The sequence below is a fragment of the Mucilaginibacter sp. McL0603 genome, from assembly GCF_049992945.1.
In the GTDB taxonomy this organism is placed as follows: Bacteria; Bacteroidota; Bacteroidia; order Sphingobacteriales; family Sphingobacteriaceae; genus Mucilaginibacter.
Map to the genome: position 1 here is coordinate 1,744,981 of NZ_CP188251.1, position 22,198 is coordinate 1,767,178.

A 22,198-nucleotide genomic window follows, 5' to 3' on the forward strand; every position below is an offset into this window, starting at 1 on the left:
ACAACCCTGTTATGAAAAAAATTATCATCGTTTTGACATTCTTATGTCTTGCTGCCGGTTTAAAGGCGCAGCAGAAACCAACCACACCATCCAAAAGCGACTCCAAGCAAACATCAGCAGATTCATTACTGAACGCTATGAGTACTGATGATAAGCATCAGGATGTTTTAGCAGCATTTAAAGCTACCCGCCTGATCTTTTCGCCAACTACAGAAACGGTAAAGAAAAAGAATCTCAATTTCCTGGTGATTCACCGGTTTGGAGATATGGCCACCTCTGAAGCTGGTGCAAAAACTTTGTATGGGCTTGATAGGGTACAAGATGTTTATATCGGGTTTGAATATGGTATTACCGATAACCTGAATGTCGATTTTGGTCGCAGCACCATCGGGCAATTAATTGAACTGGGATTGAAATATGCTGTATTGCATCAAACTGTGGATAATAGTTCGCCTGTGGCAATCACCCTGGTAGGCGATTATGGCGTAAGGCCCTACGGCGATTTCCAAAGTTATGCCGAAAGAAATTCCTTTTTAGGACAGGCGATTATTTCACGTAAATTCTCGTCTAAATTCTCGTTCCAGGTAGCGCCGATTTATGTTTACAGTAATACCCCTCTTGTTTACGATGAAAATAATGTCGCCATCCCGGATATACCATCAAGTGCTAAAGGATTTTTTGCGCTATCAGGCGCGGCACGTTATAAAATAACCACGCATATGAGTATTGTTGCCGACTATGAGCATTCATTCTCCAGCTACAGGACCGGGGCAAATGGTTTTTCTGATCCGTTAGGTTTTGGTATCGAGGTGGAAACAGGAGGCCACGTATTTACGCTGAATATCACCAATGCTAATAGCATTTCGCAAATTAATACATTGAGCAGCACGCGGCAGGATTTTGGCAGGGGCCAGTTCCGTTTAGGCTTCACTATATCGCGTATGTTTGACTTTAACCATGGGGATAAGGCTAAATATTAGTAGATTCGTTCGTGGAACGACACGAATTTATATCAAAACTTGGAATTGGACTAGTAGCAGCATGCACGGGATGCAGCCTGATCTCATGCGGAAGCAAGAGTAATGACCCTACGCCACCAAAAAATAATAGTGGTAATTTATTCTCAGTGGACCTGAGCAGCCAGCTTGCTAATATTGGCGATTCAACGGTGCAGCAGGGTGTTATTCTTGTAAGATTAGCAACCGGCAATATGGCAGATGCATTTACTGCTGTGCAGGTGGCCTGCACGCACCAGGGTGCTTCTATTGGTTACAATGTAGCGCAAGGGATATTTATTTGTCCAAGGCATGGCAGCGAATTCAATGCTTCAGGTGCAGTAATTCAGGGACCGGCATCGGCAGCACTGCAAGAATACACCGTGACAATTAGCGGCAGTACACTTACCGTTTCATCATAATATTTGTTTTAGATTGACTTTTTATTTGCCGGGTGCTGATTGGGGCGCCCGGCATTTTTTTTAAGCGATCATTTTATGACCCAGATCGGTTCTCCCTTACTGGTATAAGTCATAGATCGGTTCCTCCCCAAACTGGCCGAGAATGCCGGGGAGGCAAAAGCGGAGAGTTCCCGTGACTATTTTATTAAAGAGGCAGACCTGGCCAGTGCGTGCCGGACTTTTCTTTTATAGGTGAGATAACTGAAGTTTAATATTGTGGTGACACTGTTTTGTCAGTAGCTATAAAAATATAAAAATCTTATAATGAGGTTGTTAAATGGCGTTCATAAGTGTTCATGTGTGACGTGAACACCAATCTGGCGTTAAGTATGTCAGGTTGGAATATGTGGACGGTGTACTAGTTTTCTCTATTGGTATAGGTCATATATCGGTTCTTCACCCATATAATAAGCTACGTTTTCCTTGGTAATCACATCCAGAGGAAGATATTTAAGCCCTGAGACCACCTTTTTAAATATCATGTGGTTTGCCAATTGCTGTATCCCCCAGTAACCTTGTCCTTTTGGATTTTGATTGATGAGAAAATTGATAGTGCCTTTATTTAAATAGTCGACGTTTTTTGGCAGCAGGTCATACCCAACTAATTTAATATGGGTAATTCTATTTTGCTCAAGACATGCGGCTGCCGCATATGATTTTGAAGATGTCACGTAAATACATCTTAAAGTAGGTTTACTTTCAATAATACTGGCCAGCTGATCAGAAAAACCATTTGCTTCAGGCCTGTTAAGATGCACATTTATTACCGGATACTTATCTTCGAGGTTGTTTTGTTTAAAATAATCACGAAATCCCTGTTCTTTTTTTGCCAGGTGTGAGGCATTGCTTATTTCTTCATCAATATGCAATACCAACATAACACAGGGTTCTGTTTGGCCATAATGTGCCAGCCTGCCTGCCAGCAAACCACTTTGATAGGGGTCTTGCCCCACATAGCTTAGCGCACCCGACTCACTGATCTGGTTATTGAACAATACGAACGGGATTTTTTTATCCTGCCACTCTTTAAAAAGCGGCATAGTGTCCCGGTAAAAAATGGGTGACACAAATATTCCGTCAGGCTTCGTTCTTGTGATCTGTTTAGCTTTATCAATGTATGAATCTACATTGTAAGGATTAAATGTATAATGCTGGATACTTACTCCATATTGCTTTAAGCCGGCTTCGGCTTTGTCAATACCCTCTTTCGGACCAAGCCAGTATGGATCAAAAGAAGGATTAGGGATAAGCGCTGCAATATGGCGTTCTTTTCTTGAACCCAGGGCCCTGGCTATCAGGTTGGGTTCATAACTCATCTCTTTCAAAATTTCACGTACTTGCTGCTGTACGTCGGGTGCTACACGGCCGCGATTGTGGATGACACGATCGACAGTACCGGTTGATACTCCGGCTTTTATAGCAATATCCTTTATTGTTACGTTAGCTTTTTTCATACCGAAATCTGGGGGCTAAATGTACTCCATTTATTAAAAATCGTCGCAAATAAGCTTAAAATAATGCAAATGTCCTCACAGCTTTATACGACTAATTGATTAACTTAGTTTGGAAAAGTTATGTAACAATAATGAAACCCGAAAAAGCCAAGCCAGAATATTCATTCAGCAGTTTCTTATTAACACAGGAACCGCAGTTCAGAGATTGCTTAAATGGGCTTCATCAGCTTATAAAATCCATCGTGCCTGATGCCGAAGAAATGTTTAGTTACCAGGTGCATTGCTTTAAGCACATCTATATGCTGGTAGGAATTGGTGCTACCAAAGAATATTGCAGTTTGTATACAATGAGCAGTAAGCTGGTTAAACAAATAAAGAATGAGTTATCCGGATGCAAATTATCAGGCATGACCTTGCATTTTAACCCTGATGAACCCTTGCCGGTTGAAATAATTACCCGCATTGTTTTAGCCCGAGTACAGGAAAACGAGATGCGGGCAACTACGAGGAGGGAGAAATAGATAAGGCATAAAAAATCCCGGCTGTTCACACCTGCCGGGATTCATCATTAAGAAAATATAATTAGTGTTTTTTGATTTCTACGCGGCGGTTTATAATCCTTCCGGCTTCGGTACTATTATCGGCCACCGGATTGCTTTCCCCATAACCCTGGGTGGTTAAATTGGCCGCGCTTACCCCGGTATTCACCAGGTATGCTTTTACAGAATTAGCGCGATCTATAGACAGTTGCATGTTATGCTCGTCTGTTCCTTCGGCTGATGCATAACCTTTTAGTAAAAATGTTATTGAAGGATCTTTTTTCATTTCGGCTGCTGCCTTATCCAGTATCGGGTATGATTCTGTTGTTAATATACCTGAGTCAAACTCGAATTGAATGTTACTGAAATTATAATCAGGTGGAGCAGGTGCAGGAGCTACGGGTTGTGGATCGGGCGCAGGTGGCGGCGGCGGTGGTGTTTGCTGCACAGGTTGTGCAGGATTTTCTGCAGGTGGTGGCGGCTCCTGTACTATTTTCTTTTTTGCTTTGCAAGCTTGTAATGAAATAATTGCTGTTAAAATAAGAATTAACGAGAAATTGGATTTTAAAAATTTCATAATAAAGATGTTTTAGGATGATAAACGACATCCAACTATGGCTTATTGCCGAAAGCAAGTAAATCCATACTTGTTTTCTTTTTGTTTTGTTGATAAATGCTCATATTGAGGATGATCAATGGGCTCATTTTTTCGCAAAAAGAGCATCAACATTCCACTGATCCCATTGTTGCGGAGTCAATAAAAGTGTGATAAGCAAAATAGCCCTGGGTATTACATGCTGCAAATCCCAAATAGGCTCTAATATGCCATGTCCGAAAGAAACGATAAGCAGATCGACGCCAAGAAAGTATAAGGCATACTCTCTGAAAAGCCCTATGATCAATAAAAACCCGCAGATCAGTTCGACGTAAGAAGTATAATATGCAGTACACCATATCAGCCATTTTGGTAAAAAGGTGGCCTCGAAATCCTTAAAGAACATATTGTACACTTTGGGTACCGTATAGGTAAATATCTTGCCATATCCCTGCATTATTAAGATTATGCCAAGTAATGCTCTTGTAAAGAATATGCCTGCTGCTCTGGATGTTTGATCACTCATAAAGCTTTAAAAGTACTGAAATTTAAAGTTTTTGCAGGCACCAGGTAGTCATGCAGCGCAGGTTTTGCACGTTGGTGGTTTTTATAGGTTCATGCGGCTGTGCATTGAGCGATGCGGTGTAATTGAGCAGTATTTGTTCATTCACCAAATAGCGTTCTGACCCATCTGGTAACAGGTAGCGGCCTTTTCCAATTGGGAATACCAAACTTTCGATACCAATATCAGATGCCAGACGGGCAAACAGGTAGCCGCCGGGTTTTAGAACCCGCCACATAGAATTCAGCATAGTGTCGAAATGTGCTTCGCTTTCTGCAAAATGCAACACAGCGCTACTGATCACCAGGTCGAAATACGCGCCATCAAAAGGCAGGTCCTCAGCTTTGGCAACTTTAAAATTGTTTTGAGAATTTTTGGGTGCAATATCTTTGGCTAAAGATCTAAGCGTCTCTATTGCTTCAGCATTTGGGTCGATGCCATATACCTCGTAACCATTTTTTAGAAAATACAATAGGTTGCGCCCGCTACCACAACCTGCATCCAGCACTCTTTGGCAATTGTCATACGTGCCTTTCAATAACTGATCGAACAGGTAAATATCAATATCGCCGAAGTTTTGCTTAAGGTTGGTTTGCATCGATTTATAAAGCCTCTAAAATAGGATTTTCAATCAAAGCTCACAGTATATAAAAGTATTTTATGATGGAAATATCAACAACGGTACATTTATATTAGTCGGTATAGTATAAGGCATATTATGCCCCACCAATTCTTTAAAGTGGAACTTGTTATTTACCAACACCACCAGGTCGTTATTCATGCCGTTTACCAATATATCAAGCGCCCTGGCCACATTTCTTTCCTTTATATTGCTGAAATAAATGTGTTCCTGATTATCCCGGCTCAATATGGTGTCAGCAAAAACAGTGCGGGCATAATTTTCTTCCATATGCGGCAGGCCCTGTGTGGAGATATTGGCTATCAGCACACTGGCGTTAATGGATTTGGCTAATTGGGTTAAAAATATTACAATTTCACGCCTGCAAAACCGCAGGTCGGTAGCGTATACTATTTTTTCAAACATCCTGTACTCAAATTTCTCCGGAATCAATAATATAGGGCATCCTGATTTGGTAGAGCAGCTAAGTACTTCTGCCTCAATATGAAGTATTTCTTCGCCATCCCCCGTAATTCCCCTGACCAATATGCCTACATCATATTTTTTTACTACGGACAATACTTGCAGTGGCGAGTAATCTATCCCTTCAATAAATTTTACGACAGGTAATAAACCGTTTTCCCAGTTTAATTTTGATTCTAATTTTAATATCCAGTTGGTGTTATCGGCCTTTATTTCGGCATCTTCCTCATTGGCATGAGCAACCGCAAGCTCCCTGGCTACAGGATTTTCATACTTGTCAAAAGTGTTCCACACATATAAATTGGAATTTGTTTTTCCGGCTAAAAGCAGGGCAAGTTGTGTTGCATGCTCAGCCTCGGGAGAAAAATCATTGAATATCAAAATGTTTTTCATAGGTTATTTAATTACAAGAAATTACCCGAAATACTTAGACAATACAAAGTACGGAAAAAGACATTGGTAATTAATATAATTTAAAAGGTATTTTTATTTTATTTATGCTGTATTTACAACCATAGGGGGAATATTTTTGTTTTTTTTATTTGCGGCAGATTTTGTAACATTGCAACGATGAAAACAAAACCAATACAACGCCATTTGCAGCAGGGTATCAACCCAAGAGGATAGCGTGTATTGAAATTAAAATACCTGATGTCCTCTTAGAGAAGCTAAGGGGATTTTTAGTTTAAGGCTTTATATTTTCCTGTAGTGTAACGGTTAACACTTCTGACTCTGACTCAGACGATCGTGGTTCGAATCCATGCAGGAAAACAAAAAAAATTGGAACCACTTTTTTTTCATAGAAAAGTGGTTTTTCTATTTTAACTAAAATTGCAAACCAGGTTTCTGTATAATTTAATTATTTTTTGGTTCGGGGATTATCTTAACTCAACCAATAATCTGATTTATATAAAAACTTTAATGTGATTGCTTAGACTATACACCCTCGTGGCCAGACCGCCTGATTCATGAAAAATTTTAATCATACGCAGTAGGTTTCAAATATCCTCCGTATTATTGTTTAGAATTAGACTAAATTATAACAATGATCAATGTTCTGATTGCCGACAGCCAACTATTGACACGCGAAGGGATTGCTTTCATACTTTCCGGCATGACAGACATTCATATTATAAAACAAATAACTAATAGGGTTGAATTGGAACAAATGATCATAGCATACAAACCTGATGTTATTATTGTAGATCATTTAGATACCGCTGAAGTAAAAAGAATAGGCGCTCGATTTGATTTTGCCCATATGCTGGTGTTATCAAACAAACAGCAAAAAAGCGAAATACTTGAACTTATTGGCTTGGGAATAAAAGCACAGGTAAGCAAGGACTGCAGCAGGCAGGAGCTGATTCAGGCCGTATATGCCGCGGCGAAAGGAAAACAGTTTTTTTGTGAAAGCATCTTAAATACGCTTTTCGGTAATAAAATAAGAGGTAAAAGCATTGATGATATACCGCTGTTGTCCTCTCGCGAAACAGAGATCATTCATCTGATCGCTGAAGGCAGAACAAATAAGGAGATCGCGGAAAAGCTGTTCCTAAGTATCCATACCGTTAAAACCCACCGGAAGAATATTATTAAAAAACTAGGCTTTACTTTTAAAAATACAGCTGAGTTTGCTTCTCTTATTCAATCAACGTTATAATTTATTTAGACTAATTATAAATTACCCCCAAGGGGGTATTGGCTTCCCCTGTCGTTAGCTCTAATTTTGAGCCGAAATAAATATACAACGACTTAATCATGAACAAATCATTTACCGTATTCAGTCTTATATCTGCGGTGTTACTTATTGCTACAGGCTGTAAAAAGTCATCAAGCGACCCGGTGCCAACTTACACAGTACCAACAACCTATAATTTTGCTAATGCGAACTTCGCGGATGCCACTAGCCGTTTGGGCATGGTTACTGAAATGCAAACCGTTATGAAAGCTGCACTCACCGGCACGCTTGACGGAACGAAGTTGAAGAACATGTTCGCGAATACAAGTTCTCCTTTTGTAACCGTTGCCTACAATACCTCGGGTATACAAATAAAAGATCAAAGTGCAGCACTTTATCAAACAGATGCTGCCAATTTTATTGATAGCCTGGTAAAAGTTAGCCAGTCAACCCAATCTGCAACCAGGGGTGTGGCCGGGGTTGGTATAAGTTCGGCTAATACCGCAAGCAAATATGCATTGACAGCAACAGGCGTTAACTACGCACAGGTATTTAATAAAGGTACCATGGGCGGTTTGATCACTTACCAGATCGTTACTACTATGGACGCCATCTCAAAACTTTCTATCGATAATACGACTGTTGTTAATGGCGAAACCGCCATGGAGCATGCCTGGGATATGGCTTTTGGCTACTGGGGCGTTCCGGTTGATTTTCCAACCAATAAAACAGGCGTCAAATTTTGGGGAAGTTATAGCACACAAGTGGATTCGGGTTATAAGGCTAATAAAATTCTGATAGGTGCTTTTTTAAAGGGTAGGGCGGCAATCAGTGCCAAAGATAAACCAACCATCACTGAGCAGGCTAACATTATTATGAGTACTATGGAAAGGCTGACTGGTGCAGCTGCTTTGCAGGAGGTTAAAGAAGTAAAAGAATCAATAAATGATAATATAGCAAGAAACAGCAGACTATCAGAATGCTATGGGTTTGTATACTCTTTAAAATACAATCCTAAAAAGAGTATTACGGATGCGCAGATCAATGCCATATTGGCCCTGTTCCCAAAAAACTTTTATGATTTAACGCTGACTGACGTCAATAACATACGAGATGCTGTGGCTAAACAATACAATTTTGAAGATGTGAAAGACATCCTTTAAAAGAACTATACAAATATCTATAAGAACGACCATCTGTGTTAGTATTGCACGGGTGGTTTTACTATAAAAAATCACATTATGCGTAAACTCATTTTTGCAGCTTTATTAACTGCTTCAACATTGGTAATCATCCAATCCTGTTCTAAATCCGGAGAAAATAAACCATCGGGCAGTAGTTCATTTGACCGTAAAGGCATGCTGACGAATATCAGCACCAACATTATCATGCCGGCTTATACTGCTTTTCAAGCGGATGCAGTTAGCCTGGACGCCGCGGTGGCCGCCTTTAATGCAAATCCGGCCGCTGGTACATTAACAGATTTGCAAACAGCATTTAAAGCCACCTATAAACAATGGCAGGCAACTTCCGTGTTTGAGATCGGACCAGCCGGGCAGATGGATTTAAGGGTAAATACCAATACCTATCCCGCTGATGTTACGCAGATCAACAGCAATATCAATACAAACACATATAATCCGGCTTTGCTGGCTAACCTGTCGGCAAAAGGCCTGCCTGCAATGGATTACCTGTTATTTGGTGTAGGGGCAGATAATAATGCCATCCTGTTACTATACACTACAGATAGCAAAGCTGCTAACCGGAAAACTTACCTTGCTGCCTTATCTGCCGAACTTAAAACCAATGCCACAACAGTGTTGACTGCCTGGAACGGCGCTTATAAAACCACCTTCATTAATGCTGATGGTACGGACCAGGGTAGTTCAGCCGGCCAATTGGTTAATCAGTTGGTTTACGATTACGAGATCCTTAAAAATTACGAGATCGGAATACCTGCCGGTGTACAATCCATGGGAACTACATTCCCGCAAAAGGTACAGGCTTATTATTCCAAAATGTCAGTTCAACTGGCGCTCCTGCACATACAAGCCATTCAGGATATCTACAACGGGAAAGACGGGCTGGGGCTTGATGATTATCTAACGCAGGCCAATGGCAAATACAGCGACGGCAGCCCTTTAAATACAGTGATTGAAAAACAGTTCGCCACCGCCATTACCAAATTGCAGGCCTTAACAGACCCGTTATCCGACAATATAAAAAATAACAATACCGCAGTAACAGCCGCTTATACCGAACTGCAAAAACTAACGGTACTGCTTAAAACGGATATGCCTTCTTCTTTAGGTATTTTAATTACTTACGGGGATAACGACGGGGATTAATCGCATGCTCCATTCTATAAAAGAGCAGTTCAGCGTCTGTTTTGGTAAAGAAAGGCATATTGCTCCGCTTGCTGTATTAAGAATAGCGTTCGGAGTCATTATGCTGATCAGTACTGTCCGCTTTGTGTTAAAGGGATGGGTGAACGCGTATTATATTAAACCCGCGTTTCACTTTACCTTTTACGGATTTGATTGGGTAAAGCCACTTGGTGCTACAGGTATGTACCTGCTTTTTGCTTTACTCGCTCTATCTGCATTAATGATCACCGTCGGTTTATTTTACAGGACAGCGGTCATTACTTATTTTCTTTGTTTTACTTATGTCGAACTGATTGATAAAACCACCTATCTCAATCATTACTATTTCATCAGTGTAATGGCCTTTTTAATGATATGGGTGCCTGCCAACCGCTATTTTTCGCTCGATGTTTTAAGAAAACCAGGAATATTGGTGACCCATGTACCCGGCTGGACCATCAACATATTCAAATTACAGCTATTACTGGTTTATTTCTTTGCCGGTGTTTCAAAATTGAATTATGACTGGCTGATCGCGGCAATGCCGCTCAGGATATGGTTGCCTGCAAATAGTCATCTTCCCGTTATCGGTGGTTTACTTACCCATTTATGGGTCGCTTATGTCTTCAGTTGGTTTGGGGCTTTGTTCGATCTGTTTATTGGCTTTTTGCTGTTAAATGCTAAAACACGTAAGGCAGCGTATTTACTGGTGATCATTTTTCACCTCGTAACCGGCTGGTTTTTTAAGATCGGGATGTTTCCGTATATCATGATCTTTGTAACCATCATTTTCTTCTCGGAAAAAACGCATCTGAAGATCATTCAATTCTTAAGTCGGATAAGATTAAGATCGGCAGTAAAAAAAGAAGTAATCAAAAGCTATCATCTTTCCATTACCTTAAAAGGTATCATCTATACCATACTGATAATTCATTTTACTGTTCAGTTACTGCTGCCTTTCCGCTATTTATTGTATCCCGGCAAATTGTACTGGACGGAGGAAGGATACCGGTTTTCGTGGCGGGTTATGCTAATGGAAAAAGGCGGATCAGCTTTCTTCCATGTAAAAGACCCGTTGACAGATAAGAAAACAGAGATCATCAATTCACAATACCTCACTGATTTTCAGGAAGCCCAGATGTCCACTCAGCCGGACATGATCTTGCAATACGCACATTTTCTTGCAAGCGAGTATCAAAAAAGAGGCATCAAAAACCCAATCGTAACTGCCGAAAGCTATGTAACCCTTAATGGGAGCGGCACCAGGCTGTATATCGACAGTACAGTGAACCTGGCTAATGAACAGGAAAACCTTGAACATAAAAAATGGATCATACCATTTAAAACAAAATAATAATGAAGCATTTCTTCTTTCCTATTATCCTATTATCAATTTTTATATCGCTTAAATGTTCTGCACAAAACTTCACAATCAGCGGAAGCATTAAAACCGCTTCAGGTGAGGATGTCGCTAATGCTTCGGTAATACTGAAGAACACTAAATATGCCAGCACAGGTGATACGGCAGGTTATTATCAGTTAAAAAACATTCAAACAGGTAACTACACCCTCCAGGTTTCGGCAATTGGTTATCAAACAATAACACGTTCCATTAACGTATCCGGCAACTTAACGATCAACTTGGTTATAGACAAAAGTGTTCAGCAATTAAAAGATGTGAACATACGGGCTGAAAAAGAAAAAACATTTGGTGTCACCCGTCTAAAGGCGGTAGAAGGCACTACCATTAATGCCGGAAAAAAAAGTGAAGTAGTAGTATTGGGTGATATTACCGCCAATACGGCAACCAATAACACCCGGCAGATCTACTCCAAAATAGCAGGATTAAACATTTGGGAAAATGATGGCGCAGGCATACAACTGGGTATAGGTGGCAGAGGGTTAAACCCGAACCGGGTAACTAACTTTAATACCCGCCAAAATGGTTATGATTTGAGTGCAGATGCGTTAGGTTATCCTGAAAGCTATTATACCCCTCCTGCAGAACTGACCGACCGTATAGAAATATTAAGAGGAGCTGCATCATTGCAGTATGGAACCCAGTTTGGAGGACTTGTCAATTTTAAATTAAAGGAGGGCGCGATAGACAAGCCTTTTGAGATCACGGCACGTGAAACAGTAGGTTCATGGGGTTTTTTAAATACCACAACCAGCATTGGCGGTACAGACAAGAAGATACAGTACTATGTTTTTTTTCAGCATAAATCAGGTGATGGATGGCGCCCAAATTCGGAGTTCGATGTAAATACGGCTTACGCTGCTGTTACTTATAACGCCACAAAAAAGTTTGCCGTAACATTCCAGTATACTTATATGGATTATCTGGCTCATCAACCCGGCGGCCTTACTGATGCAGAGTTTGACGCAGATCCGCATCAATCTGTACGTGAACGCAATTGGTTTAAAGTAAATTGGGGGCTGGGAGCTGTATTACTGGATTACCAGATCAATGATCATTTAAAGTTTAACTCGCGTTTCTTTGGATTAATAGCTGATAGAGATGCTTTGGGCAATTTGGATTTTATCAACCGGGCTGATCCGGGTGGCGACAGACAGCTATTCAAAGATAAATACACCAACTTTGGTAACGAGAGCCGTTTATTATATTCCTATAAGATTGGTAATGAGTCTCAAAATCTGTTAGTGGGTTTCCGCTATTATGACGGGCATACCCACCGCCAGCAGGGACTGGGTAACAATGGTTCCACAGGTGATCCTTCTGATTTTGATTATAAGAGCTCCGATAGTTATGCTTATTCCGACTATAAATTTCCAAACTATAACGAATCCGTATTTGCTGAAAACATATTCAGGGTCACCCCAAAATTCAGCATTATACCGGGTGTAAGGTTCGAGAACATTATAACTAAAGCGGATGGTAACTATACCAACTATGTACAGGATCAGGCGGGTAATATTATTTTTAGTCAGCCTGTAAACGATGTCAGGAACAGGAGCAGGCATTTTGTTATCGGCGGTGTCGGCTTAAGCTATTATCAAAGTGAGGCCACTCAGTTTTACGGCAATATCTCTCAAAATTACAGAGGCATTAATTTTAACGATATACACTCGGCAAATAAAAATTCTCAATCTGACCCTAACCTGCAGGATGAAAAAGGTTATTCTGCTGATTTAGGGATGAGGGGGAATTTATCAGGTGTTTTCAATTATGATGTAAGCTTGTTTTTTATCAATTATAATAACCGGATAGGCAGTGTGCAGGCAGTGGACCCGGTGAGCTTTAATATTTACAGGTTGCGCACCAATGTATCCCAATCACGTAATCTTGGTTTAGAGTCGTTCGCCGAACTGGAGCTTTTGCATTTTTTCAACCCGCAGTTAACTGATACCAAACTTTCCATATTTACCAACCTCGCCCTAATCAATGCGCGTTATGTAAACAGTAAGGAGCCAGCGTTTGAAAATAAGAAAGTGGAATTGGCGCCTGATGTGATCTTTAAAACGGGATTATCTTATAGGTATAAAAGATTTTCGGCCAGTTACCAGGTAGGCTATACCAGTTCCCAATTTTCAGATGCCACCAATGCAACAGTTAGTGCTGATGCCATTACGGGCCTGATCCCGGCTTATACGGTGATGGATATTTCGGCCGAATATAAACTGAGCAAAGTATTTAGTTTACAGGGTTCAGTCAATAACCTGGCCGATGCGAGATACTTTACCCGTCGTGCGGATAGCTATCCGGGGCCTGGTATTATCCCGGCCGACGCAAGGGGCTTTTTCCTGACGTTGCAGATTAAATTGTAGTAAAACGAAAGTCTTTTGGGGTAAACAACAAAGGCCCACTATAAATAGCGAGCCTTCTGAAATTTAATTTAACCCGGTATTTACTATTTTACCACACCCGGTGTTGTATATGGTAATTTTTGAGGATCGTAACTTGCCCAGCCTGCAGACCAATCTGTTGAGCCAAATGCACCTAAATAAGTAGCCGTTCTGTCGAAAAATGTATCACCGGTAAATTTCGCACTGGTAAATACCGATGCTGTTGTTGCAGCTGCACTACCTGCCTTTACAGTGAAATCAGGTATACCTAAATTGGCATTTCCTGGGGCTTTAAAATCAGATCCGTATTTTAATGGGTCTGTCATCTCATCGGCTGCACCCTTAGTATTGTCAAAAGTATTTGCAGCCCTAAGTGCAGTTTCGAATAAGGCTTTATTTTGGCCCTTTACTTCGTTATTTTTTGAGTTACATGCAAACACCAGGTTATTGGCTACTACGCTTCTGCCAGCCAGGTAGTTTGCAGATGAATTAACAGATGACCCTGCAGGTAAGCCATCGTCATAATAAACGCCTTCAGTGTAATTGGTCAATACCGAATTGAACAAACTTAAAGATGAGTTGCGGCGTATTTGGGCAGCATGCTGAAAGTTAGCATTAATTCCAGATGTAGTTGTTGGTGATAATAACGGGCCAACAATAGTCATGTTTGAAAAAATAACTCCTGTTTGCGGAGTGTTATTTGAGCCTACAGCATCATTATCCGATTCGAAGCCATTTGAACCCGAAAAATCGGCAATTACCTGAGCACGCTGTGCCAAACCAAACTGAACCTTACCAGAGAAACCGAAATCTGTATCAAAATCATCATCCTGGGCGCCTATAGAGATCAGGTGCTTTGCAGTTACCGTTCCACCAAACCATTCGAATGAATCATCGCCTGATTTGTAAACTTCGATATAATCTAAGGTTGTACCTGCTCCTACACCGCCCATAGTAAGGCCATTAATTTCATTGTCAGGTGAAAATGGGATACCGGCATATTCAATGCGGACGTATTTAAGCGTACCAGAGTTGTCATTGGCATCAGTGCCACCGTATTGGATATATTTTCCAGGATCACCTTTAGGGTCTAATCCACCTTCAATATTAGGCGTAGTAGTTGGATTTACTGGTGCTTTTCCTAATAAGATGATACCGCCCCAATCTCCGGCCGACCGGCCACCTGCTGCCAGGTTTGAAGTGAAAACAATTGGCTTTTCTGCTGTTCCGGCAGCTTCGATCTTAGCGCCGCGGGTAATTACTAAAGTGCCTTTTGTGGCTTTGTCGCCTTTAATTATGGTGCCCGGCTCTATGGTTAGCGTTGCGCCATCAGTTACATATACAAAGCCTTTCAGAAAATAAATTTTATCGGCTTTCCATGTAGTGGCAGTTTTAATATCACCACTCACCTCAACTACATCACTTGTAGGAGGGACTACCGGAGGAGTTACCGGTGGCGTCGTTTCTTTTTTAGAACATGCCGCAAATAACATTGCCGCAAATAGTAATAATAATCCGTGCTTTTTCATACTCTTTTTTTTAAAATTTATATTTGATCTTACTTTTTGTTTGTTGATTTTACCAATGATTGATAGCTTTATTAATTAAATGAATAGGTAAATGACAGTGACACATTAGTACCCTGTTTGTACCGGCTGAATATTTTGTCGGTACTGGTTGAGAACTTTCCGTTATTATCGTAGTCAAGGAAAAACAGGTAATTATTATTTAAAAGATCGGCAGCGTTCAATTTAAATTCGCCCCGGTTTTTAAAGGTTTTATAACCCAGCTGAAAATCAAGTACATTTCGTGGGCTCTCATATATGTTTGGGAAGTTGGTACCACGCGATTTAAATATTCGCGCGCCCATCCTGTTGAACAATAAATTGAAGCTTAGTTTCTGCTCAAATTCGGTGTGTAAAATACCGGCATTAACAACGTAAGGCGATTGGCCTACCATGGGCCGTTTTGTACCGATCAGCAAAGGGTCTTCAACCTCTGATTTTATAAGGGCTAAATTGGTATACAGCGTTGTGTTTTTCAACGCTTTTTGATTACCTATGAAATCCAGCGTCTTCCTTAATTCAAACTCAGCACCGTAGGTTGTTGCTTTTTTAACATTCAGGTAGCTTATTTCTGGTGTCGAGGCATTAACATCATTAATGTTTGATTCAATGGCGTCAGTGAATTTCTTGTAAAAGCCTGATATCGACATGATCTGCCCTGCCGAAGGATAGAATTCATACCTTATATCAGCATTATCAATAAGGGCTCGTTTTAGATTTGGATTGCCTGTTTGCAAGGCAAGCAATTCATAATCATAATAGGAGGTACGTGCAAGCTCTCTAAATTCAGGCCGTGCAAGCGTGCGATAGTATGATAAACGGAAATTTGCTTTAGGTGTAATACTGTAGGTAAAATTAGCAGATGGCAATACATCAACATTATTAAGCGTTGTTTTCGGTATTGATGTGCTGTTGGCAGTCAGATTAAGATCAAACTGTTCAACCCGTGCACCCCATACCAGCCTGAATTTTTCGCCGAATTTATTATCAAGCATTACATAGCCCGAATTAACAAATGCATTGGCATAATAGGAGTCGGCATCACCGTTTATTTCCTTCAGATCGTATTTACCCGCATTTATCAGATCGGTGCCAAACAAAGTGGATAATGGTCTTTGTGCAATGGCATTCCGTTCATCACCATCTAGCACCCGATCACTTATCAGCATCCCCAGAAACCTTACATCAAAATTTCTTTTACGGTATTGCGATCCTAAACCGGTTTTAAACGTAGCCACTTGTTTAAACATGGTTAAGGGCAGGGTGTAGTTTACATCGGCCGAATAAATGTTTTCAGACAAGTATGAAAACAGCCTGGTATTTTCCTTACCAATTGTTCCTTGCACATTGGCGGTGTATGGTACAGATGGGTCATTACGATCATTTATATTACGCGAGTAACTGGTTTTACGCTGGTCCGGCTGATCATTAATGATATTGCTATAACCCGCGGTCCACTTTATCTTCGAATTTTTGCTGCCAAATGCATGTTCACCATCTATTGTCGACTTGAACAAGGCTTTTTGTATCAGGTCAAATGCGTAGAACTGTATATCACTTGAGATAGCGGTATTTTCACCCGTCCGATAAAGAAATTGGTCGTCAAAAACACGGTTGTATATATTTTTAAATGTGATTTTGTTTTTGCCAAAGGTGTATGCAAAGTTGGCTAAAGCACCAATATTGGTCGAAAACTTATATTGTGCATCAGAGTAATTGAAGGTGTAGAAATTTCTTTCCACCTCGGGGTTGGTTTGCTGCCAGTTGCGATAGGTAAGCGCTATGATAGCTCCGAACCTATTGCCATTAGAACCTATATCTTTTACCCTACCTAGTGATAGCTGGTAATTTTGTCCCGGGATAGCATTGCTATGGTAGATGTTATAGTCGGGGTTAAATGAATTTAAAGCAGCGATGTTTTGTTGTGGAGTAAGCGAAGAACTAACCACCTGGTTTGTTGTCGGAAAATTGTCCGGCAACTTTCTTGAGCCATTGTCGAAAGCAAAGTAGTCAGATGTATTACGGTACCCGCTTCTGAAATTTTTAAAAGTGGTTTGCGTATTATAGATATATCCCAAACTCAGGGTGGTAAAGTTATTATCCGGGATATCGCGGGTATTGATCTGTACTGCCCCGCCTGCAAAGTCACCCGGAAGGTTGGGGGTTGCTGTTTTGTTTATAATGATATTGTCTACCAGGTTTGACGGCACAATATCAAATGAGAATGCCTTACGGTTAGGTTCTGTACTGGGCAGGGGGGCGTTATCAAGCAGGGCAGTATTGTAGCGGTCACTTAAACCCCTGATGATCACAAATTTATTATCCTGAATGGTTGTGCCGCTAACACGTTTTAATACTTCGGAAGTATTTTTATCAGGCGTGTTTTTTATATTCTCCGAAGATATACCATCGGTTATTGCGGCATTGTTCTTTTGTGCCGCATATAAAGAGTTTAACGATTCTTTCCGGTAAGATGATGTTACCGAGACTCCTGTAAGAGCCCGGGACGCATCCGGCTTCAATATAATATTAAGGCTGGTAATCGTCCCGGGATGTACATCGACATCGTTTATTATTTTGGTTTGATACCCGAGGTATTTGACAACAACGGTATACTTCCCCTGGGTAGCTACATTTAATACATACCGGCCCTCAACATTAGTGGCTGTTGCTTTGTCGCCTTGTATGGCAACGGTAGTACCAATCAAAGTTTCTCCTGATTGTTCATCGGTAACCTTTCCGGCTATTACACTTGTTGATTGCGCAAAGCAGGTAGTGTATCCTGCAAAAAAGGCTGGGAATATGATTAATGATAAAGCTAGTTTCTTCACGTTTTAATGATTGCTGCAAAGCTATTTTGTGCAAAACATCAAAAAGAATTATGGCAATTATCAAACTATCATCATTTTCTTAACATGCAGTTAACAATGGTTCAATTTTACAACTACTTTTAAATTTATGCTTGTCATGTAAAACGTACTCATAATACCGAGTTGTTTTCTATCTCAATTACCTTTAATTTGCCAAGGTTCAACAGGTTTTGATTGATCTTTTTTAGCACATGTAAAAAATTGTGCATTTCCTGCCAGGATATGTCATGTACAATATTGTCTTGTAAAAGGTTGAACGCGTGCATGAAGGTGGTAATTATCTCCCTGGCCTTTTGAGTACAGACAATCATTTTTCCGCGCCTGTCGCGGTAATTCATTTCCCGGGTGATATACCCCTTTTTTTCAAACAGGTCGATGATAGAGACCATATTTGATTTTTCTATTTGCAAATTATCGCACAATACTTTTTGTGTGGTTTTACCGCCCAGGCGGTTGATAAGTAATAACACCTGGTAATGATGGTGAATATCCACATCTTCTAATATTTTAAATAAATGCTGATGATATGTTTTGTTAGCCAGCATGACCTGCAAGCTAAGATCCTCTCCGTAATTCATTGTTGTTTTTGAAGATGCCGGTAAATCCGCTTGGTTTTACAAGCATTGTAACCTTAAAAAATTGTTAGCAACTCAGAATGGTTAGTATTGAAGCCGAAGGCTCAATATTGGGTATTAAAATACCTGCGGAGAAAAGTTCAGATCGTTAATTGTCCAAATAATAAATACTTTGGAAATTTGAGGGTGTTTTTTAAGAATACAGACCGGTGATAGTCGTAAAAGAGCTTGGTGTTGCGTATTAAAAAAGCACAAAAAGAAGTAAGGACAACGCAATACCACAACAGGGCCCTTAATCGTGGATTTGCACGTGGAATATGACTTTGATGCTTGTTTGCCATGTTCCACAAATGCCAGTGACTGTGATCACTAACCGTTGCACCATGACTTTTTTTCAGATTTAACCCGATATGAGTGTTCTTATGGCTGGCAACTGTAAAATAAATGGCAAGACATGGAGTTGCTATCTGAAAGCAAATAACAAAAAGCAATAAGAATTTGATAAAAGTTAACCTTTTCAAATATTCGAATTAAGTCGATCCAAATGTAATTAATCTGTTACAGACGTCGATTACAAACAGATTTATTAACTCAATGATAACATAGATTTTACTTTTAATTGAGTGCATGGATACTGGTACAAACCAAAAATCATTCAGTAAAACTACTTCAAATTGTAGTAATGGTATTGAGATTGTGACGTGGATTTAATGTTTAAATAACATAAGAACTCTTTTTTTGGTAAATCTTGTGGCCTGCTGTCTTGCGTAGTAATATGCAGCTGGGCTTAGTCCGTTTACCGTTTAAAAAAGCAAAATGAAACTTATATCTATCTTATTATTTACTGGTTTAACATCTCTTTTCTTCAGCAGCGATGTCAGCATGAGCATCCGGCATTCTGTAACTATCGATTCGCTGGGCGCCTGTCAGGGGGTATCCATACAAAAGGGCAAGGCTTTGCTCTATGGCGACAGGGAAGTGGGAATGATCAGGCAATTTTCTTTCGATAAGGATACGCTGGTATATGATCATAAAGAATGCAAGCTAACTGTTGACGGGAAAGATGTTATTAACCACCCTACCGGTGTTGCTTATCATGGAGATATGCCTGTATTTATGGGAAATTCCATCAGATTGAATAAAGAAGGTACTTCGTGGAAGGCGATGATCTATTGCATAAACTGGAAAGGGCTTTGGAAAACAGGCACACTGGACGGTAACCTTTTAAATACGATTGAAGATGATGCCTGTATCCAGGGAACAAGGCCCGAATATGTTAAATACAACAACAAATGGTATGTGGCAACTGCCGACTATGGTGACCATGGCAATGAAGTGCGCTTGTATGATCCCGAACGCTTAAGCCATTGTGCTAAAACAAGCGAGCCGGGTGTATTATATAAAAAATTTACCTGTACGCCCTGGGTGCAGAATCTATATTGGTTGGCTGACAAAGGAATAATTGTGCTGATACAAAATCAAATTGAAGGGCGTAAGTGGAGGTTTACTTATGTTGATCTTGAAAAGTCGATTCAAACCGGTCAGCAGCAGGTAATTAAAGTGGTAAATGTTGATGAAAGAAATGATGAACTGGAAGGTTTTGCATTTACCGGTGATAATGGAAAGGGAATAGCAGTAACATCATCTAAAAAGAACAATGTGAATTATATGGATATCAGCTGGTAATTTTTTTGTTAATATGCGCTTAACAAACTTTAGACAATAGTCTGATAGTTTTGCAGCATTAAATCATCTGGGCAATATGGTATATCAAAATTTATCAGACCAATTGCTGTTGGCCAAATGCAGTGATGGTGATAGGGGAGCTTTTCGTGAAATTTATAGCCGGTATAAAGAATTTGTTTTTGCCGTAGTTGCTGCAAGGCTTAGCGATGAGGATGATGCAAAGGACATTACCCAGGAGATCTTTATAAATTTATGGACTTCCCGCGATAAACTGCATGGCTTGCGGGATTTTAAAACCTACCTATATGTTTTGAGCAGGAATCGGGTTGTATCTGCCTATAGGAAACAAAATGTACGTATTAAAGGCGAAAACTATCTTAATCAGAGGCTTTCAGAAATAGAACATTCCGCCGAAGATCATCGCCTGGCACACGAGCTTAACGGTGTCATTATAAAAGTCGTAGAACAATTGCCCGAGACCATGCGCAACTGTTATCATTTAAGTAAAAATGAGGGTAAAGAGAATGGTGAAATCGCCACTATTCTGAGTATTTCTGAAAAAACCGTCCGCAATAATGTTTCAGAAGCCCTCAAGCGGCTTAAACTAAACCTGCAAAACAGCCATCCCGAATTACTGCTGCTTATGCTGTTCTATTTCTTCAACCACAATTTTTGCCTGCAATAACTACGTTGCGTAAAAAAGTAACGTATTGTTAACCTTTTCTTAAAGGACAATCGGCTTTCCTGTGCGAGCTAAGTTAAAATACAATTAGTGGATAACAGGATTAGAGATTTATTTGAACGCTATCAATCTGGATCTGCCAGTGACGAAGAACGCAAACTGGTTGAGGAATGGTTCGATAGTTTTGAAAACGGGCAACAAAAGAAATTCAACTCAGAAAATAAAGCCAACCTGTTTGAGCAGATGGATGCAGAGATCTATCACATGCTGCAGGATGATCAGAAGAAACATTGGTTAAACAGCCGATGGTTACAGGTAGCTGCTGTTTTGTTCATTTGTTTAGGGGTGGCGTTATTCATAACATTCAAAAGTTTGCATCAGCCAAATGTTTCTCTTACCTACACGCTTATTTCGGCCCCAAATGGTGTTAAAAAACAGTGTGAGTTAGCTGATGGCACCGTTGTATATCTCAATTCCGGCTCAACCATTAGAGTGCCATCAAACTATGGTGCTAAAGACAGGCAGGTATTACTTTCAGGTGAGGCTTTTTTTATAGTAAAGCATAATCCTTCCAGTCCATTCAGAATTCACACCGGCAAACTGGTAATAGCTGACATTGGTACCTCCTTTAATGTTAAGGCATACCAGGATGAGGCACAGATCAGGGTGGCTGTTGAAAGTGGTACAGTTAGCGTTGCAGAAAATTCCTTCAGCAACAAAGCTAAAATGTTTGCCGGTGCAATGACTCATAATCAGCAGTTGACATATGATAAAAAAAGCCGGGGCCATGTTTTAAATAATATTCAAACAAACGAGATCACTGCCTGGAGAGAAAATAAACTACAATTTGATAATGCCTCGTTTGATGAAATTGCCAACACACTGCAAAGGTGGTATGGTGTAACTATAAAGCTGAATAATAATACCGGCAATTTCCGCCATTATACGATAAGTTTCAATAACGAGCCTGTTTCTAAAGTGTTAAAAGTGCTGGAGAACCTTTCAGGCATGACTTACGAGATCAATAACAAATCCATTTCCATCAATTTAAAAACTGTGAAAAAATCATGAAATAGAAATCAAATTACAATAGCAGGGAATGTTCCACCATCCCCTGCTGACACGCAATGTACTGCGTCATCATTTTAAACGATCGTGAAATCATTAAAAATCAATCAAAAATGCAAAAATTTTATCGAATCCCGCTTTTGCCTTATTTAATAAAGCGTTTTACATCAAGGATTTTACTTTTACCCTTGGT

At 40.2% G+C, this 22,198-nt stretch carries 19 protein-coding genes; 11 read left to right on the plus strand and 8 right to left on the minus strand.

Translation table 11 applies throughout. The features are described 5' to 3' along the window. Positions 1 to 11: 11 nt before the first annotated feature. Positions 12 to 980 carry a DUF5777 family beta-barrel protein gene (locus ACPPVU_RS08070; protein ID WP_426671178.1) on the plus strand — a complete coding sequence of 323 codons (969 nt, stop codon included), beginning with the start codon at positions 12 to 14 and terminating at the stop codon, positions 978 to 980. A gap of 11 nt (positions 981 to 991) precedes the next feature. Beyond that, positions 992 to 1,417 (plus strand): ubiquinol-cytochrome c reductase iron-sulfur subunit, encoded by a 426-nt coding sequence (locus ACPPVU_RS08075; protein WP_426671179.1) that lies wholly within the window; start codon positions 992 to 994, stop codon positions 1,415 to 1,417. Positions 1,418 to 1,824: 407 nt separating this feature from the next. Here the strand turns inward: ACPPVU_RS08075 and ACPPVU_RS08080 are convergent, their stop codons facing one another. Continuing rightward, positions 1,825 to 2,910 (minus strand): substrate-binding domain-containing protein, encoded by a 1,086-nt coding sequence (locus ACPPVU_RS08080; RefSeq protein ID WP_426671180.1) that lies wholly within the window; start codon positions 2,908 to 2,910, stop codon positions 1,825 to 1,827. A gap of 131 nt (positions 2,911 to 3,041) precedes the next feature. Between ACPPVU_RS08080 and ACPPVU_RS08085 the strand changes: the two genes are divergently transcribed. After that, the gene (locus ACPPVU_RS08085; RefSeq protein ID WP_426671181.1) at positions 3,042 to 3,431 is read left to right on the plus strand and encodes an iron chaperone; all 390 of its coding nucleotides are present in this window, start codon (positions 3,042 to 3,044) and stop codon (positions 3,429 to 3,431) included. Positions 3,432 to 3,492: 61 nt separating this feature from the next. Here the strand turns inward: ACPPVU_RS08085 and ACPPVU_RS08090 are convergent, their stop codons facing one another. The 4 genes from ACPPVU_RS08090 to ACPPVU_RS08105 all read right to left on the minus strand — a co-directional run bounded on the left by ACPPVU_RS08090 (position 3,493) and on the right by ACPPVU_RS08105 (position 6,101). Continuing rightward, positions 3,493 to 4,026: an OmpA family protein gene (locus tag ACPPVU_RS08090; protein WP_426671182.1), complete on the minus strand. Its 534-nt coding sequence runs from the start codon at positions 4,024 to 4,026 to the stop codon at positions 3,493 to 3,495. Between the two features lie 124 nt (positions 4,027 to 4,150). Then, positions 4,151 to 4,570: a DoxX family protein gene (locus tag ACPPVU_RS08095; RefSeq protein WP_426671183.1), complete on the minus strand. Its 420-nt coding sequence runs from the start codon at positions 4,568 to 4,570 to the stop codon at positions 4,151 to 4,153. Between the two features lie 22 nt (positions 4,571 to 4,592). After that, on the minus strand, positions 4,593 to 5,204 hold the full coding sequence (locus ACPPVU_RS08100; protein ID WP_426671184.1) for a class I SAM-dependent methyltransferase: 612 nt from the start codon (positions 5,202 to 5,204) through the stop codon (positions 4,593 to 4,595). Between the two features lie 60 nt (positions 5,205 to 5,264). Next, positions 5,265 to 6,101: a hypothetical protein gene (locus ACPPVU_RS08105; RefSeq protein ID WP_426671185.1), complete on the minus strand. Its 837-nt coding sequence runs from the start codon at positions 6,099 to 6,101 to the stop codon at positions 5,265 to 5,267. A gap of 652 nt (positions 6,102 to 6,753) precedes the next feature. Here ACPPVU_RS08105 and ACPPVU_RS08110 point away from each other — a divergent pair. The 5 genes from ACPPVU_RS08110 (at position 6,754) to ACPPVU_RS08130 (ending at position 13,541) form a co-directional block, all read left to right on the plus strand. Then, positions 6,754 to 7,368: a response regulator transcription factor gene (locus tag ACPPVU_RS08110; protein WP_426671186.1), complete on the plus strand. Its 615-nt coding sequence runs from the start codon at positions 6,754 to 6,756 to the stop codon at positions 7,366 to 7,368. Between the two features lie 98 nt (positions 7,369 to 7,466). Then, complete coding sequence (locus tag ACPPVU_RS08115) at positions 7,467 to 8,549, plus strand: DUF4856 domain-containing protein (protein ID WP_426671187.1); 1,083 nt, start codon at positions 7,467 to 7,469, stop codon at positions 8,547 to 8,549. A gap of 78 nt (positions 8,550 to 8,627) precedes the next feature. Next, entirely contained in the window at positions 8,628 to 9,734 is a 1,107-nt protein-coding gene (locus ACPPVU_RS08120; RefSeq protein ID WP_426671188.1) for an imelysin family protein, read from the plus strand. A 4-nt stretch (positions 9,735 to 9,738) separates the two neighbouring features. Continuing rightward, positions 9,739 to 11,106, plus strand: coding sequence for an HTTM domain-containing protein (locus ACPPVU_RS08125; RefSeq protein ID WP_426671189.1), 1,368 nt, complete (start codon positions 9,739 to 9,741; stop codon positions 11,104 to 11,106). A 2-nt stretch (positions 11,107 to 11,108) separates the two neighbouring features. Further along, positions 11,109 to 13,541, plus strand: coding sequence for a TonB-dependent receptor domain-containing protein (locus ACPPVU_RS08130; RefSeq protein ID WP_426671190.1), 2,433 nt, complete (start codon positions 11,109 to 11,111; stop codon positions 13,539 to 13,541). 83 nt (positions 13,542 to 13,624) lie between these two features. Here the strand turns inward: ACPPVU_RS08130 and ACPPVU_RS08135 are convergent, their stop codons facing one another. The 3 genes from ACPPVU_RS08135 to ACPPVU_RS08145 form a co-directional block, all read right to left on the minus strand. Then, positions 13,625 to 15,088 carry a hypothetical protein gene (locus ACPPVU_RS08135; protein ID WP_426671191.1) on the minus strand — a complete coding sequence of 488 codons (1,464 nt, stop codon included), beginning with the start codon at positions 15,086 to 15,088 and terminating at the stop codon, positions 13,625 to 13,627. A 71-nt stretch (positions 15,089 to 15,159) separates the two neighbouring features. After that, positions 15,160 to 17,955 (minus strand): TonB-dependent receptor domain-containing protein, encoded by a 2,796-nt coding sequence (locus ACPPVU_RS08140; protein WP_426671192.1) that lies wholly within the window; start codon positions 17,953 to 17,955, stop codon positions 15,160 to 15,162. Between the two features lie 149 nt (positions 17,956 to 18,104). Beyond that, positions 18,105 to 18,572 carry a MarR family winged helix-turn-helix transcriptional regulator gene (locus tag ACPPVU_RS08145; RefSeq protein ID WP_426671193.1) on the minus strand — a complete coding sequence of 156 codons (468 nt, stop codon included), beginning with the start codon at positions 18,570 to 18,572 and terminating at the stop codon, positions 18,105 to 18,107. An 813-nt stretch (positions 18,573 to 19,385) separates the two neighbouring features. Here ACPPVU_RS08145 and ACPPVU_RS08150 point away from each other — a divergent pair. From ACPPVU_RS08150 to ACPPVU_RS08160, 3 genes are all read left to right on the plus strand, one after another. Further along, a complete protein-coding gene (locus ACPPVU_RS08150) occupies positions 19,386 to 20,255 on the plus strand; it encodes a hypothetical protein (RefSeq protein ID WP_426671194.1) in 870 nt (289 codons plus the stop codon). Positions 20,256 to 20,331: 76 nt separating this feature from the next. After that, positions 20,332 to 20,940 (plus strand): RNA polymerase sigma factor, encoded by a 609-nt coding sequence (locus ACPPVU_RS08155; RefSeq protein WP_426671195.1) that lies wholly within the window; start codon positions 20,332 to 20,334, stop codon positions 20,938 to 20,940. A gap of 87 nt (positions 20,941 to 21,027) precedes the next feature. Then, positions 21,028 to 22,008 (plus strand): FecR family protein, encoded by a 981-nt coding sequence (locus tag ACPPVU_RS08160; protein WP_426671196.1) that lies wholly within the window; start codon positions 21,028 to 21,030, stop codon positions 22,006 to 22,008. Positions 22,009 to 22,198: the final 190 nt, after the last annotated feature.

What these genes read in the sequence shown, in the direction of transcription:
- ACPPVU_RS08105 (WP_426671185.1), bottom strand. Translation starts at nt 6,101, where the DNA reads ATGAAAAACATTTTGATATTCAATGATTTTTCTCCCGAGGCTGAGCAT.
- ACPPVU_RS08135 (WP_426671191.1), bottom strand. Translation starts at nt 15,088, where the DNA reads ATGAAAAAGCACGGATTATTATTACTATTTGCGGCAATGTTATTTGCG.
- ACPPVU_RS08145 (WP_426671193.1), bottom strand. Translation starts at nt 18,572, where the DNA reads ATGAATTACGGAGAGGATCTTAGCTTGCAGGTCATGCTGGCTAACAAA.
- ACPPVU_RS08125 (WP_426671189.1), top strand. Translation starts at nt 9,739, where the DNA reads ATGCTCCATTCTATAAAAGAGCAGTTCAGCGTCTGTTTTGGTAAAGAA.
- ACPPVU_RS08070 (WP_426671178.1), top strand. Translation starts at nt 12, where the DNA reads ATGAAAAAAATTATCATCGTTTTGACATTCTTATGTCTTGCTGCCGGT.
- ACPPVU_RS08090 (WP_426671182.1), bottom strand. Translation starts at nt 4,026, where the DNA reads ATGAAATTTTTAAAATCCAATTTCTCGTTAATTCTTATTTTAACAGCA.
- ACPPVU_RS08110 (WP_426671186.1), top strand. Translation starts at nt 6,754, where the DNA reads ATGATCAATGTTCTGATTGCCGACAGCCAACTATTGACACGCGAAGGG.
- ACPPVU_RS08095 (WP_426671183.1), bottom strand. Translation starts at nt 4,570, where the DNA reads ATGAGTGATCAAACATCCAGAGCAGCAGGCATATTCTTTACAAGAGCA.
- ACPPVU_RS08150 (WP_426671194.1), top strand. Translation starts at nt 19,386, where the DNA reads ATGAAACTTATATCTATCTTATTATTTACTGGTTTAACATCTCTTTTC.
- ACPPVU_RS08080 (WP_426671180.1), bottom strand. Translation starts at nt 2,910, where the DNA reads ATGAAAAAAGCTAACGTAACAATAAAGGATATTGCTATAAAAGCCGGA.
- ACPPVU_RS08085 (WP_426671181.1), top strand. Translation starts at nt 3,042, where the DNA reads ATGAAACCCGAAAAAGCCAAGCCAGAATATTCATTCAGCAGTTTCTTA.
- ACPPVU_RS08115 (WP_426671187.1), top strand. Translation starts at nt 7,467, where the DNA reads ATGAACAAATCATTTACCGTATTCAGTCTTATATCTGCGGTGTTACTT.
- ACPPVU_RS08100 (WP_426671184.1), bottom strand. Translation starts at nt 5,204, where the DNA reads ATGCAAACCAACCTTAAGCAAAACTTCGGCGATATTGATATTTACCTG.
- ACPPVU_RS08120 (WP_426671188.1), top strand. Translation starts at nt 8,628, where the DNA reads ATGCGTAAACTCATTTTTGCAGCTTTATTAACTGCTTCAACATTGGTA.
- ACPPVU_RS08155 (WP_426671195.1), top strand. Translation starts at nt 20,332, where the DNA reads ATGGTATATCAAAATTTATCAGACCAATTGCTGTTGGCCAAATGCAGT.
- ACPPVU_RS08130 (WP_426671190.1), top strand. Translation starts at nt 11,109, where the DNA reads ATGAAGCATTTCTTCTTTCCTATTATCCTATTATCAATTTTTATATCG.